We start from the raw sequence: 12958 nt of genomic DNA, 5'->3' as shown, positions 1-12958 counted from the left end.
CGAGGGTGCCCCCGAGGTCGTACGGCCTCGGGGGCACCCTTTCGCGGTGGTGGGTCAGCCGGTGTTGCGCAGGCCCGCCGCGACGCCGTTCACGGTGAGGAGCAGGGCGCGGGCGAGCAGCGGGTCGGGTTCGCGGCCGGCGGCGGCTTCGTCGCGCTGGCGCTTGAGCAGGGCGACCTGGAGGTAGGAGATGGGGTCCAGGTAGGCGTCGCGGATGGCGAAGGTCTGCTTGAGGACGGGCTGGGCGTCGAGGAGTTCGTTCTCGCCGGTGATGCGCAGGACCTCGCGGACGGTGAGTTCGTGCTCGGCCTCGATGGTGTCGAAGACGTGCTTGAGGTCGTCGGGGACGAGGGTGTCGACGTAGTGCCGGGCGATCCGCAGGTCGGTCTTGGCGAGGGTCATCTCGACGTTGGAGACGAAGTTGCGGAAGAAGTGCCACTGTTCGTGCATCTCGTCGAGGACGCCGTCGAGGCCGGCCTCGCGCAGGGCCTTGAGTCCGGAGCCGACGCCGAACCAGCCGGGGACGATCTGCCGGGACTGGGTCCAGCCGAAGACCCAGGGGATGGCGCGCAGTCCGTCGAGGGAGACGCCCGAGCCGGGGCGGCGGGAGGGCCGTGAGCCCAGGTGCAGGTCGGCGAGCTGGTCGACCGGCGTGGAGGCGAGGAAGTACGTCGGCAGGTCGGGGTCCTCGACCAGGCGGCGGTAGGCGGCGTGGGCGGCGTCGGAGACGACGTCCATGGCGGCGTCCCAGCGGGCGAGGGCCTCGTCGGACTGGCGGGGCGCGGTGTGCAGGGCGGATGCCTGGAGGGTGGCGGCGACGGTGAGTTCGAGGTTCTCCCGTGCGAGGGAGGGGATGAGGTACTTGTCGGAGATGACCTCGCCCTGTTCGGTGACCTTGATCTCGCCTTCGAGGGTGCCCCAGGGCTGGGCGAGGATGGCGTCGTGGGAGGGGCCGCCGCCGCGGCCGACGGTGCCGCCGCGGCCGTGGAAGAGGCGCAGGCGTACGCCGTAGCGGTGGGCGACGTCGCGCAGCCGGCGCTGGGCGCGGTGGATCTCCCACTGGCTGGTGGTGATGCCGCCGAACTTGGAGGAGTCGGAGTAGCCGAGCATGACCTCCTGGACGTCGCCGCGCAGCGCGACCAGGCGCCGGTAGGACGGGTCGGAGAGCATGTCCTCCAGGATGGTGTCGGCGGCGCGCAGCTCGTCGGTGGTCTCCAGGAGCGGGACGATGCCGATCTCGGCCCAGCCGGCGTGCAGGTCGATCAGTCCGGCCTCGCGGGCGAGGATGGTGGCGGCGAAGACGTCGTCGGCGCCCTGGCACATGGAGATGATGTAGGACTCGATGACCTCGGGCCCGAAGACGTCGAGGGCCTTCTTGACCGTGGTGAAGACGCCGAGGGTCTTGGCGCCGGCGGCGTCGACGGGGGCCGGGGTGGGGGCGAGGGGCCGGCGGGAGCGCAGTTCCCTGGCGAGGAGCTTGGCGCGGTACTCGCGGGGCATGTCGGCGTAGCGCCAGGATTCCTCGCCGAGCCGGTCGAACAGCTGGCCGAGGGCGTGGTGGTGGGCGTCGGCGTGTTCGCGGACGTCCATGGTGGCGAGCTGGAGGCCGAAGGCGGCGAGGGTGCGGATGGTGCGGGCCAGCCGGCCGTCGGCGAAGAGGGCGCCGCGGTGCTGGCGCAGGGAGTCCTGGACGAGGCGCAGGTCGGCGAGGAGTTCGGCGGTGCCGAGGTAGTCGCGGCCGTCCTCGTGGGGGGTGCCCTTGGCGAGGCGCTGCTTGGTGTTCTCCAGCTTCTGCCGGATGCAGGTGGCCTTGAGGCGGTAGGGCTCCTCGGCGTTGAGGCGCTTGTAGCGGGGGCTGATCTCGGGCAGCCGGTCGAGGTCGGCGCGAAGGGAGTCGAGGAGTTCCTCGGTGGCTCCGGTGTAGCGGATGGAGTTGGAGAGGAGTCCGCGCAGTTCGTCGATCATCTCCAGGGCGTCGTTGATGCCGTGTTCGTGCTGGAGGATGAGGACGTCCCAGGTGACCTGGGGGGTGACGTTGGGGTTGCCGTCGCGGTCGCCGCCGATCCAGGTGCCGAAGGTCAGGGGGCGGGTGTCGTCGGGCAGGCGGACGCCGACGCGTTCGAGTTCGGCGGTGAGGTCCTCCAGGACGTCGCCGACGGCGTCGGCGTGGAGCTCGTCCAGGTAGTAGATGGCGTTGCGGGCCTCGTCGGCGGGTTCGGGGCGGACGACACGCAGTTCGTCGGTCTGCCAGACCAGGTCGATGTTCTCGGCGAGGCGGGTGTCGTGGCGGCGGCGGTCGGAGTCCAGGACGGGGGTGTCCAGGAGGGCCGCGATGCGCCGGAGCTTGTTGAGGACGGAGCGGCGGGCGGCTTCGGTGGGGTGGGCGGTGAAGACGGGCCGGACGTTGAGGTGGTGGACGGTGGCCCGCAGGTGTTCGGGGTCGGCGTCCTTGAGGCGGTCGGCCGTCCGGGCGATGAGGCCGCCCTCGGCGGCGCGCCGGGCGCGCAGTTCGCGGCCCCGGTGCACCTGTTCGGTGATGTTGGCGAGGTGGAAGTAGGTGGAGAAGGCGCGTACGAGCTTGGCGGCGGTCTCCAGTTCGGTGCCGCGCAGCAGCTCGGCGGCGGCCTCGCCGTCCTCGCGGGTGAGGCGGCGGACCTTCTCGACCAGTTCCAGGAGTTCGGGGCCTTCCTGCCGGACGAGGGTTTCTCCAAGGAGGTCACCCAGGCGGCGGATGTCGGCGCGCAGCTCGGTGTTCGTCGTGGTGGTCTGGTCGTCGGCACTGCTCACAGGTGCGGCTCCTTGCAGTGTTGAAGCGTCACGGGGAGGTACCCGGCCGTCTGCCGCGCGGTCTGTGCCGCATACGGGCCGGAGCGTCCGGGAAGGAAACTTCAGCGGACCGCGCTGTCCGACCGATTCCAAGGATAGGTGTCGATGGGGACGCGCAGGATCTCAGGGCACTTGCCGCCGCTCGGCACGCTGCCATACTTACGATGCCGTAGGTTACGGGACCGTAGGGATGTGTGGACTCCCCGCGTCCGGTTCCGGCTGCCCGGCACACCCACCCCCGACCCTCGACCCCCCAGGGGACGCGTATGACCTCACATCCCGATGTGATCGAAGAAGCCCGCAAGGCCGACGCCACTTCCCTTCCGCCGGCCACGCTGGGCGGTGAGAAGAAGCGGTCGATCGAGCAGATCACGCTGCTGCTGTTCATCACCGTTCCGTTCCTGGCACTGGTGGCCGCGGTGCCGCTGGCCTGGGGCTGGGGGGTGAGCTGGCTCGATCTGGGCCTGCTGGTGTTCTTCTACTACCTCGGCTGCCACGGCATCACGATCGGTTTCCACCGCTACTTCACCCACGGTTCGTTCAAGGCGAAGCGGCCGCTGCGGATCGCGCTGGCGATCATGGGGTCGCTGGCCGTGGAGGGGCCGCTGGTGCGCTGGGTGGCCGATCACCGCAAGCACCACAAGTTCTCCGACGCGGAGGGTGATCCGCACTCTCCGTGGAAGTACGGCGAGACGGTTCCGGCGCTGCTCAAGGGCCTGTGGTGGGCGCATATCGCCTGGATGTTCGACGAGGAGCAGACCTCGCAGGAGAAGTACGCGCCGGATCTGGTCAAGGACCCCGCGCTGCGGACGATCTCCCGGCTGTTCGTGCTGTGGACGGCGCTGTCCCTGCTGCTGCCCGCGCTGATCGGCGGTCTGGCGACGATGTCCTGGTGGGGAGCGTTCACCGGATTCTTCTGGGGTTCACTCGTGCGGGTGGCGCTACTGCACCACGTGACGTGGTCGATCAACTCGATCTGCCACGCGGTGGGCAAGCGGCCGTTCAAGTCGCGGGACCGTTCGGGCAATGTGTGGTGGCTGGCGGTGCTGTCCTGCGGGGAGTCCTGGCACAACCTGCACCACGCCGACCCGACCTCGGCGCGGCACGGAGTGATGCGCGGGCAGCTCGACTCCTCGGCCCGGTTCATCCGGATCTTCGAGCAGCTGGGATGGGCGTACGACGTGCGCTGGCCGTCACGCTCGCGTATCGATTCGCGCCGCAGCGACGCGGATGGCCGCTCCCGGCGCCGGAAGGACACCGCCGAGGCGGCATGATGGAGGCCGTGGCGACCGATTCCAGCAGCAATCCAGGCACTGACAAGCAGCGGCGGACCCGCCGGACCCGTATGACCGGTGCCGAGCGCCGCCAGCAGTTGCTGGAGATCGGTCGCACCCTCTTCGCGGCGAAGGGGTTCGAGGGCACCTCGGTGGAGGAGATCGCGGCCAAGGCCGGGGTTTCCAAGCCGGTGGTGTACGAGCACTTCGGCGGCAAGGAGGGGCTGTACGCGGTGGTGGTCGACCGCGAGATGCGGCGGCTGCTGGACATGGTGACCGGTTCGCTGACGGCCGGTCATCCGCGCGAGCTGTGCGAGCAGGCGGCGTTCGCGCTGCTCGACTACATCGAGGAGTGCACGGACGGTTTCCGCATCCTCGTCCGCGATTCGCCGATCCCGCAGTCGACGGGCTCCTTCGCGTCGCTGATCTCCGACATCGCCACGCAGGTGGAGGACATCCTGGGCCGCGAGTTCAAGTCCCGCGGCTTCGATCCCAAGCTCGCCCCGCTGTACGCCCAGGCCCTGGTCGGCATGGTCGCGCTGACCGGCCAGTGGTGGCTGGACGTGCGCCGCCCGAAGAAGGCGGAGGTGGCGGCGCATCTGGTGAACCTGGCGTGGCACGGCCTCGACGGGCTGGAGCAGCGGCCGCGACTGATAGGCCACCGCAAGGCATAGGCGGCGCGGCCGGGGCCAGGGTCCTTCGTCCGGATCAGGCGAGCCCGGCGTGATCCGAACGAAAGACCCTAGCGCGGCTGAAGGAATTCCAGGCGGTTGCCGACCGGGTCCCGCGAGTAGAAACGCAGATGGCCGGGGAGGTTGTCGTCCCAGGTCACAGGCGCGCCATGGGCGGCGAGGCGGGCGGCGTACGCCTCGATGTCCCGCACTTCGAGACCCGGATGGGCCTTCTCGGCGGGGCGGAAGTCTTCTTCGATGCCGAGGTGGAGGCGGACGGGGCCGGCCTCGAACCAGCAGCCGCCGCGGGCCGCGAGCACCGGCGGTTTGGGGACCTCGGTCATACCGAGGACACCGGCGTAGTACGAGCGCAGCGCCTCCTCCGATCCGGGCGGCGCCGCGAGCTGTACATGGTCGACGGCCACCAGCATGGTCAGTCCTCCTTCACGGCGACGGCGAACAGGCGGCGAAAGGGCAGGACGGTGCCGTAGGGCTCCCTCGGGTAGGCCGCGCGCAGCAGGTCGCGGTAGGCGGTGAGGAACGCCTCCCGCGCCTCGGGGTCGTCGGCGAGCGCGGTGAGGACGGGCCGCAGGCCGGTGCCCTTCATCCAGTCGAGAACCGGGTCTTCGCCGTGCAGGACGTGCAGGTACGTGGTCTCCCAGACGTCGGCGGCGCAGCCGAGGCGGGCGAGGCGGTCCAGGTAGGCGGCGGGGGTGTGCACGGAGTCGGTGCGGCGCGGCACCCCGGCGAGCCGGTCGCGCCAGCGCGGGTCGGCGGCCAGTTCGCGCAGCAGGACGTGCTGCCGGGCGTCGGTGTTGGCCGGCACCTGGAAGGCGAAGGTCCCGCCGGGGGCGAGGGCCGCGATCCAGTCGGCGAACCGGTCGAGGTGGCCGGGCACCCACTGGAAGGCGGCGTTGGACACGATCAGGTCGTACGGCTCCTCGGGTGTCCAGGTGCGGGCGTCGGCGTGTGCGAAGTCCAGCCGTCCGCCGCCGGGGGTGGGGCCCTCGTGCCGGGTGTGGGCGGTGTCCAGCATCTCGGGCGAGTTGTCGTACCCGGTGATGTGCGCGGTGGGCCAGCGCTCGGCGAGGGTGGCGGTGACGTTGCCGGGGCCGCAGCCGAGGTCGGCGATGCGGGGCCGGGCGCCGGGCAGGGCGGGGACGCGGGCGAGGAGGTCGGCGAAGGGGCGGGCGCGGTGGCCGGCGTGCCGGAGGTACTGGCCGGGGTCCCAGGTCGGTGTCGTCATGGTGACCACTTTCCCGCTCCAGGTCTCTCGATGTCAAGATACTCGCGCTGGAGATACTCGATTCCAAGAGACTTCATGTCGACACAACCACTACACTGATCTCATGGAGGACGAGGTCGATCGGCTGGTCGCAGCGTGGCGCCGGGAGCGTCCGGACCTCGATGTGGAGCCGCTGGAAGTGCTCAGCCGGGTGAGCCGGCTCGCCCGGCATCTGGACCGCGCCCGCCGGCTCGCGTTCGCCGAGCACCATCTGGAGCCCTGGGAGTTCGACGTGCTGACCGCGCTGCGGCGCGCGGGCACGCCGTACCAGCTCTCCCCCGGACAGCTGCTGACCCAGACCCTGGTCACCTCGGGCACGATGACCAACCGGATCGACCGGCTGGCGAAGAAGGGCCTGGTCGAACGCCTCCCCGACCCCAGTGACCGCCGCGGTGTGCTGGTGCGGCTGACCGACACCGGCCGGGACCGCGCCGACGAGTCCCTCGCGGGACTGCTGGCCCAGGAGCGGGCCATCCTCGGCGAGCTGTCCCGCGCGCAGCGGGCGGAACTGGCGGGTCTGCTACGCCAGTTGACCGCCCCGTTCGACAACATCCCCGGCTAGGTCCACCGGGCCCACTCCGGCCCTGCGGGCGAGGGCGACGGCGGCCAGGGTGGAGTGGACGCCGAGTTTGCCGAGGACGTTCTGCATATGGGTGCGGACGGTGTGCGGGGACAGGAACAGCCGTTCGGCGACGGCCTTGCGGCCCAGGCCCGCGACCATGCAGCGCAGCACCTCCCGCTCCCTCGGGGTGAGGGACTCCACCAGGCGTTCGCTCTCGCTGCGGTGCCTGCGGGCGGCGGTCAGCTCCTTGAGCACGCCGGTCAGCAGGGCGGGCGGCAGGTGCGTCTCGTCGCGCAGCACGCCCCGGATCACCGCGAGCAGCCGCGACAGGGAGCAGTCCTTGGCGACCCAGCCGCTGGCGCCGGCGCCGAGCGCGAGGGCGGCGCGGCGCGGATCGTCCTTCCCGGCGAGGACCACGGTGCGTACCGCGGGCTGGACGGCGCGCACCCCCGCGACCAGCGAGAGCCCGTCGACCAGGCCCTCTTCGTCCGCGTCCCGCACGGGCACCGGGGAGCGGCCGCCGGTGGGCCTGCCGCCCAGGTCGGCGTCCACCAGCAGGACGTCGTAGCGGCGGCCCTCGGCGGCGGCCCGCTCCAGGCAGCGCAGCGCGGCCGGGCCGCTGCCCGCGGCGGCGACCTCGACATCGGGCTCGGCGGCCAGGGCGGCGGCGAGCGACTCGGCGAAGATGCGGTGGTCGTCCACGACCAGGACTCGGATACGAACCACAGAACCCCCTGAACGGCACCAGTCCCCACCGGTCGCTGGATCTCAGCGTACGGATACCGGCACGCAGCGGAAGGAGATTTACAGAACTGGCCGTCCGGCGCGTTTATGGTGTGCCGCATGTTTCGTATCGAGGCGGAAGTCGACAAGGCACGACAGGACTTGCTGCGCACCCGGCTGCTGGACACCAACACGGCGGCCTCGCCGGTCCTCGCCGCCCTGCGCGGCACCCCCGCCGAGCGCGAAGTCCCGCTGCACGTCTGGGCCCTCGATCCGGCCGGCGCCCTCGCGGGCGGCCTGGTGGGTCACACCTGGACCGCCTGGCTGCACGTCACCTACCTGTGGGTGGACGCCCCGCACCGCGGCACGGGCCTCGGCACCCACCTCCTGGCCCGCGCCGAACGCCTCGCCGCCGACCGCGGCTGCACCGCCGCCCGCCTGGAGACCTGGGACTTCCAGGCCCCGGCCTTCTACCGCCGCCAGGGCTACGACGTGGTCTGCGAGATCCCCGACTATCCGCCGGGAATCACGGAGTACACCCTGGTGAAACGGCTCGTCTGACGGGGGATCACGCCGGGGGCCGCCGCGTCAGACCACCCGGCGCGCCCCCGCCGACGGCACCGCCTCGAAGATCCGGGGGGTCGTGAACGCCGCTGCCGTGAAGGCCTCTTCCAGGGCTTTGGTGAGGGTGGGGACCTCGGTGGACTCCGTGAGGACGATGGCCGAGCCGCCGAAGCCGCCGCCGGTCATACGGGCGCCGAGGGCGCCGTGCGCGAGGGCGGTGTCGACGACCAGGTCCAGTTCCGGGCAGGAGATGCGGAAGTCGTCGCGCAGCGAGGCGTGGCCCTCGGTGAGGACCGGGCCGATGGCGCGGGGGGTGCCGGCGCGCAGCAGGGCGACCGTGCGCTCGACGCGCTCGTCCTCGGTCACGACGTGGCGGACCAGACGGCGGATCTCCTCCTCCTCGCCCAGCTGGGCCAGTGCCGCGTCCAGGTCGGCGTAGGCGATGTCGCGCAGGGCGTCGACGCCGAGCAGGGCCGCGCCCTTCTCGCAGCCGGCCCGGCGCTTGCCGTACTCGCCGCCGCTGTGGGCGTGCTTGACCTGCGTGTCGACCACCAGGAGGCGCAGGCCCTCGGCCGCGAGGTCGAAGGGGATCTGCCGCTGGGACAGGTCGCGGGTGTCGAGGAAGAGGGCGTGGCCCGGCTCGCAGCACGCGGCGGCTGTCTGGTCCATGATGCCGGTCGGCGCGCCGACGTAGACGTTCTCGGCGCGCTGGCACAGCCGGGCGAGCTGCCAGCGGGCGAGGCCGAGGCCGTACAGCTCGCCGAGGGCGAGGGCGATCACGACCTCCAGGGCGGCGGAGGAGGACAGGCCGGCGCCGGTGGGCACGGTCGAGGAGAGGTGGATGTCCGCGCCGGTGACGGCGTGGCCCGCCTCGCGCAGGGCCCAGACGACGCCCGCCGGGTACGCCGTCCAGTGCGGGTCGCTGCCCGGCGCGAGCGCGTCGAGGCGCAGCTCGACGACGCCCCCGGCCATGTCCGCCGAGTGCAGGCGCAGCAGGCCGTCGGCGCGGCGGGAGACCGCCGCGAGTGCCTGGTGGGGCAGCGCGAACGGCATGACGAAGCCGTCGTTGTAGTCGGTGTGCTCGCCGATCAGGTTGACCCGTCCCGGCGCCGCCCACACGCCCTCCGGGCGCGCTCCGTACAGCTCGGTGAAGCGCTCGGCGACCTGCTGTGCCCCCACTAGTCCTCCTCGGCCAGGTTCTGCGCGAACTCCCAGGCGTCCGCGACGATGCCCGCGAGATCCGCGCGGGTCGGGTTCCAGCCCAGTTTCTCGCGGGCGGTGTCCGCGGCGGCGACCAGGACCGCCGGATCGCCGCCCCGGCGCGGGGCGGCGACCTCGGGGACCGGGTGCCCGGTGACCTCGCGGACGGTCTCGATGACCTCGCGCACGGAGAAGCCGTTGCCGTTGCCGAGGTTGCAGATCAGGTGCTCGCCGGGGCGCGCGGCCGTCAGCGCCAGCAGGTGCGCGTCGGCGAGGTCGGCGACGTGGATGTAGTCGCGCACGCAGGTGCCGTCGGGGGTCGGGTAGTCGTCGCCGTAGACGGAGATGGCCTCGCGGCGGCCCTGCGCGACCTGGAGGACGAGCGGGATGAGGTGCGACTCGGGGTCGTGGCGCTCGCCGTACGCGCCGTACGCGCCCGCCACGTTGAAGTAGCGCAGCGAGACCGCCGCGAGGCCGTGGGCGTGTGCCTCGCCGGTGATCATGTGGTCGACGGCGAGCTTGGACGCCCCGTAGGGGCTGGTCGGGCGGGTCGGGGCGGACTCGGTGATCGGGACCTGCTCGGGCTCGCCGTAGGTGGCGGCGGTGGAGGAGAAGACGAGGGTGCGCACGCCCGCCTCGCGCATCGCGCCGAGCAGCGCGAGGGTGCCGGCGACGTTGTTGTCCCAGTACTTCTCGGGCCGCACCACGGACTCGCCGACCTGCGAGAACGCGGCGAAGTGCAGCACGCCGTGGTAGGAGGCGTCGAGCCACTTGGCGGCGTCGCGGATGTCGCCCTCGACGAAGGCGGCGCCGGCCGGGACGCCCTCGCGGAAGCCGGTGGAGAGGTTGTCGAGGACGGTGACCTCGTGTCCGGCCTCCAGCAGATGCTGGGCCACCACGCTGCCGACGTAACCCGCGCCACCCGTCACCAGGTACTTCATGAAGTCGCTACCTCTCGCAGTCGCTCGGCCGCGCGTTCCGGCGGCACGTCGTTGATGAACACGCTCATGCCGGACTCGGAACCCGCGAGAAACTTCAGCTTGCCGGAAGTGCGGCGGATGGTGAAAAGCTCCAGATGGAGCGCGAAGTCCTCCCGCGTCACCCCGCCGAGACCGGCGAGCGGGCCGAACGGCGCCTGGTGCCAGGCGGCGATGTACGGCGTCGGCGGCTCGCCGGGCCCGAAGATCCGGTCGAAACGCCTCAGGAGCTCCAGATACAGGCCGGGGAACTCGGCGCGCGCCGCCTCGTCCAGCGCGAGCAGATCGGGGACGCGGCGCTTGGGGTACAGGTGGACCTCGTACGGCCAGTGCGCCGCGTACGGCACGAAGGCCACCCAGTGTTCACCCTCCAGGACGACCCGCTCACCGGCGCGTTCGCTCTCCAGGACGGCGTCGAACAGGTTCTCCCCGCCGTGGGCCGCCCGGTGCTCGGCGAGCGAGCGGAGCATCTGCGCGGTGCGCGGGGTGGTGAAGGGGTAGGCGTAGATCTGTCCGTGCGGGTGACCGAGGGTCACACCGATCTCGGCGCCGCGGTTCTCGAAGCAGAACACCTGCTCGACACAGGGCAGCTGCGACAGCTCCGCCGTGCGGTCGGTCCACGCGTCCAGCACCAGGCGCCCCTGCTCGGGGGTGAGGTCGGCGAAGGAGGCGTCGTGGTCGGAGGTGAAGCAGACGACCTCGCAGCGCCCGGAGTCGCCGGCGAGCGAGGGGAAGCGGTTCTCGAAGACGACGACGTCGTACGAGGAGTCCGGGATCTCGCTGAGCCGCTCGCCCTCGGTCGGGCACAGCGGGCACTGGTCGGCCGGCGGGTGGTAGGTGCGGCCCTGCCGGTGGGAGGCGACGGCGACCCGGTCGCCGAGCAGCGGATCGCGGCGGATCTCGGAGGTGGTGGCCGTGCGGTCCAGCGGGCGGCGGTCGACGGCGTCGCGCACGGTGTCGTCCCGCAGGTCGTAGTAGATCAGCTCGCGACCGTCGGCCAGCGAGGTCGGGGTCTTCTTCACGCCGGACTCCTCTCAACAGAATCAAACATAACAGACCACAACCCGACACAGAATCAGATCATCACAATCGAACAAAGATCACCATCACAACTGTTCATTTTCTAAATACACAGGCGTAGGTTCCGCTCTGATCAGTTCGCGCAACGAAGCGAGTTCTTATGCAAACGTCCACATACGCGCATACGTATCTGGCGGCGGCCGAGCTACGGCTCCCGACCAACTGGCTGGACTACACGATCCTGGCGATCTACTTCGTCGTCGTGCTCGGCATCGGCTTCGCCGCCCGCCGGTCGGTCAAGACCAGCCTCGACTTCTTCCTCTCCGGACGCTCGCTGCCCGCCTGGATCACCGGCCTCGCCTTCATCTCGGCGAACCTGGCGGCCACCGAGATCCTCGGCATGGCGGCCAACAGCGCCCAGTACGGTGCCTACACCGTGCACTGGTACTGGATCGGCGCCATCCCCGCCATGGTCTTCCTCGGCCTGGTGATGATGCCGTTCTACTACGGCAGCAAGGTCCGCTCGGTCCCCGAGTTCCTGCTGCTGCGCTTCGACAAGGCAGCCCATCTGCTCAGTTCGATCCTGTTCGCCTTCGCCGCGATCCTGATCGCCGGCGTCAACCTGTACGCCCTCGCGATCGTGGTCGAGGCGCTGCTCGGCTGGCCGCAGTGGGTGGCCATCGTGGTCGCCGGCGCCTTCGTGCTCGCGTACATCACGCTGGGCGGCCTGTCCTCGGCGATCTACAACGAGGTGCTCCAGTTCTTCGTGATCCTGGCCGCGCTCATCCCGATCACCATCCTCGGGCTGCGCAAGGTCGGCGGCTGGGGCGGGCTGACCCACAAGCTCGCCGAGACCCACGGGCACAACTTCACCACCGCGTGGGGCGGCACCGGGATCGGCAGCAGCAACCCGCTCGGCGCGAACTGGCTGACGATCGTGCTCGGCCTCGGCTTCGTGCTCTCCTTCGGCTACTGGACCACCAACTTCGCCGAGGTGCAGCGGGCCCTGTCCGCGAAGAACCTCTCGGCGGGGCGCCGCACGCCGCTGATCGCCGCGTACCCGAAGATCTTCATCGTCTTCCTCGTGATGATTCCGGGCCTGGTCGCGGCCGCGCTGGTGCCCGGTATCGGCACCAGCGGCTCCGGGCTCCAGTACAACGACGCCATTCCGTACCTGATGCAGGAGCTGCTGCCCAACGGTGTGCTCGGCATCGCGGTCACCGGTCTGCTCGCCGCGTTCATGGCCGGCATGGCGGCCAACGTGTCGTCCTTCAACACCGTGTTCACCACGGACATCTGGGCGAAGTACGTGGTGCGCGGGCGGGAGGACGCGTACTACGTGCGGTTCGGCCGGTGGATCACCGTGATCGGCGTCTGCGCGTCGGTGGGCACGGCGTTCCTCGCGTCGTCGTTCTCGAACATCATGTCCTACCTCCAGACCCTGTTCTCCTTCTTCAACGTGCCGATGTTCGTCGTCTTCATCATCGGCATGTTCTGGAAGCGGGCGTCGGTCAAGTCCGGCTTCTGGGGGCTGCTCGCGGGCACCATCACCGCGATGGTCAACTACTTCGTCCTCTACAAGAAGGGGATCATCTCCATCCCCTCCGACCAGGGCGCCAACTTCGTCTCGGCGATCGCCGGGTTCGTCGCCGGCGCGGTGGTGATGGTCCTGGTGTCGCTGTTCACCAAGCCGAAGCCCGCGCAGGAACTCCAGGGCCTGGTCTACGGCACCCGGTCGCCGGGGATGTCCGAGCCGCCGGCGCCCGGTGACGACGCGTGGTACCGCAGGCCGGCGCTGCTGGGCTGGGGTGCGGTCGTGCTGGCCGCCGTCTGCTACATCCCGTTCTCGTTCTGAC

The 12958-nt window shown here is 70.8% G+C and carries 12 protein-coding genes; 5 read left to right on the top strand and 7 right to left on the bottom strand.

The genetic code is table 11. From position 1 onward, the window contains the following. Positions 1 to 54 precede the first annotated feature (54 nt). Entirely contained in the window at positions 55 to 2787 is a 2733-nt protein-coding gene (gene ppc / locus ACZ7EC_RS20040; protein WP_471064224.1) for a phosphoenolpyruvate carboxylase, read from the bottom strand. 305 nt (positions 2788 to 3092) lie between these two features. Between ppc and ACZ7EC_RS20035 the strand changes: the two genes are divergently transcribed. Both ACZ7EC_RS20035 and ACZ7EC_RS20030 read left to right on the top strand, forming a co-directional pair. Then, complete coding sequence (locus ACZ7EC_RS20035; RefSeq protein ID WP_471064222.1) at positions 3093 to 4100, top strand: acyl-CoA desaturase; 1008 nt, start codon at positions 3093 to 3095, stop codon at positions 4098 to 4100. Further along, positions 4097 to 4774 (top strand): TetR family transcriptional regulator, encoded by a 678-nt coding sequence (locus tag ACZ7EC_RS20030; protein ID WP_471064221.1) that lies wholly within the window; start codon positions 4097 to 4099, stop codon positions 4772 to 4774. Before ACZ7EC_RS20035 ends, ACZ7EC_RS20030 begins: the two co-directional genes overlap by 4 nt. Positions 4775 to 4842: 68 nt before the next feature. Here ACZ7EC_RS20030 and ACZ7EC_RS20025 read toward each other — a convergent pair whose 3' ends face one another. After that, positions 4843 to 5202: a VOC family protein gene (locus ACZ7EC_RS20025; RefSeq protein WP_471064219.1), complete on the bottom strand. Its 360-nt coding sequence runs from the start codon at positions 5200 to 5202 to the stop codon at positions 4843 to 4845. A 2-nt stretch (positions 5203 to 5204) separates the two neighbouring features. Next, on the bottom strand, positions 5205 to 6017 hold the full coding sequence (locus ACZ7EC_RS20020; RefSeq protein ID WP_471064218.1) for a trans-aconitate 2-methyltransferase: 813 nt from the start codon (positions 6015 to 6017) through the stop codon (positions 5205 to 5207). 103 nt (positions 6018 to 6120) lie between these two features. On the opposite strand from ACZ7EC_RS20020, the gene tamR reads away from it, so the two are divergent. After that, on the top strand, positions 6121 to 6618 hold the full coding sequence (gene tamR, locus ACZ7EC_RS20015) for a MarR family transcriptional regulator TamR (RefSeq protein ID WP_471064217.1): 498 nt from the start codon (positions 6121 to 6123) through the stop codon (positions 6616 to 6618). Here tamR and ACZ7EC_RS20010 read toward each other — a convergent pair. Next, positions 6577 to 7344 (bottom strand): LuxR C-terminal-related transcriptional regulator, encoded by a 768-nt coding sequence (locus ACZ7EC_RS20010; protein WP_471064215.1) that lies wholly within the window; start codon positions 7342 to 7344, stop codon positions 6577 to 6579. The two genes, tamR and ACZ7EC_RS20010, sit on opposite strands and share 42 nt — an antisense overlap. Positions 7345 to 7449: 105 nt before the next feature. Between ACZ7EC_RS20010 and ACZ7EC_RS20005 the strand changes: the two genes are divergently transcribed. Beyond that, entirely contained in the window at positions 7450 to 7902 is a 453-nt protein-coding gene (locus ACZ7EC_RS20005; protein WP_471064213.1) for a GNAT family N-acetyltransferase, read from the top strand. A gap of 27 nt (positions 7903 to 7929) precedes the next feature. On the opposite strand, the gene galK is transcribed toward ACZ7EC_RS20005, so the two are convergent. The 3 genes from galK to galT are packed head-to-tail and all read right to left on the bottom strand — an operon-like array spanning position 7930 to position 11104. Beyond that, positions 7930 to 9084: a galactokinase gene (gene galK / locus ACZ7EC_RS20000; protein WP_471064211.1), complete on the bottom strand. Its 1155-nt coding sequence runs from the start codon at positions 9082 to 9084 to the stop codon at positions 7930 to 7932. Then, positions 9084 to 10046, bottom strand: coding sequence for a UDP-glucose 4-epimerase GalE (galE, locus tag ACZ7EC_RS19995; protein ID WP_471064210.1), 963 nt, complete (start codon positions 10044 to 10046; stop codon positions 9084 to 9086). The genes galK and galE overlap by 1 nt, the downstream gene beginning before the upstream one ends. Further along, complete coding sequence (gene galT / locus ACZ7EC_RS19990; RefSeq protein ID WP_471064208.1) at positions 10043 to 11104, bottom strand: galactose-1-phosphate uridylyltransferase; 1062 nt, start codon at positions 11102 to 11104, stop codon at positions 10043 to 10045. The genes galE and galT overlap by 4 nt, the downstream gene beginning before the upstream one ends. Positions 11105 to 11262: 158 nt before the next feature. Here galT and ACZ7EC_RS19985 point away from each other — a divergent pair, with 158 nt between their 5' ends. Next, positions 11263 to 12957: a sodium:solute symporter family protein gene (locus tag ACZ7EC_RS19985; protein ID WP_471064206.1), complete on the top strand. Its 1695-nt coding sequence runs from the start codon at positions 11263 to 11265 to the stop codon at positions 12955 to 12957. Position 12958: the final 1 nt, after the last annotated feature.

The sequence above is a fragment of the Streptomyces sp. NPDC037203 genome (assembly GCF_055605065.1).
Note: the sequence above shows the minus strand (reverse complement) of the source record. Positions and strands in the feature narration are given on the sequence as shown.

Bases quoted from the DNA above. Each gene is read 5' to 3' on its own strand.
- ACZ7EC_RS20030 (WP_471064221.1), top strand. From the start codon at position 4,097: ATGATGGAGGCCGTGGCGACCGATTCCAGCAGCAATCCAGGCACTGAC.
- ACZ7EC_RS20035 (WP_471064222.1), top strand. From the start codon at position 3,093: ATGACCTCACATCCCGATGTGATCGAAGAAGCCCGCAAGGCCGACGCC.
- galE (WP_471064210.1), bottom strand. From the start codon at position 10,046: ATGAAGTACCTGGTGACGGGTGGCGCGGGTTACGTCGGCAGCGTGGTG.
- tamR (WP_471064217.1), top strand. From the start codon at position 6,121: ATGGAGGACGAGGTCGATCGGCTGGTCGCAGCGTGGCGCCGGGAGCGT.
- ACZ7EC_RS20020 (WP_471064218.1), bottom strand. From the start codon at position 6,017: ATGACGACACCGACCTGGGACCCCGGCCAGTACCTCCGGCACGCCGGC.
- ACZ7EC_RS19985 (WP_471064206.1), top strand. From the start codon at position 11,263: ATGCAAACGTCCACATACGCGCATACGTATCTGGCGGCGGCCGAGCTA.
- ACZ7EC_RS20025 (WP_471064219.1), bottom strand. From the start codon at position 5,202: ATGCTGGTGGCCGTCGACCATGTACAGCTCGCGGCGCCGCCCGGATCG.
- ACZ7EC_RS20005 (WP_471064213.1), top strand. From the start codon at position 7,450: ATGGTGTGCCGCATGTTTCGTATCGAGGCGGAAGTCGACAAGGCACGA.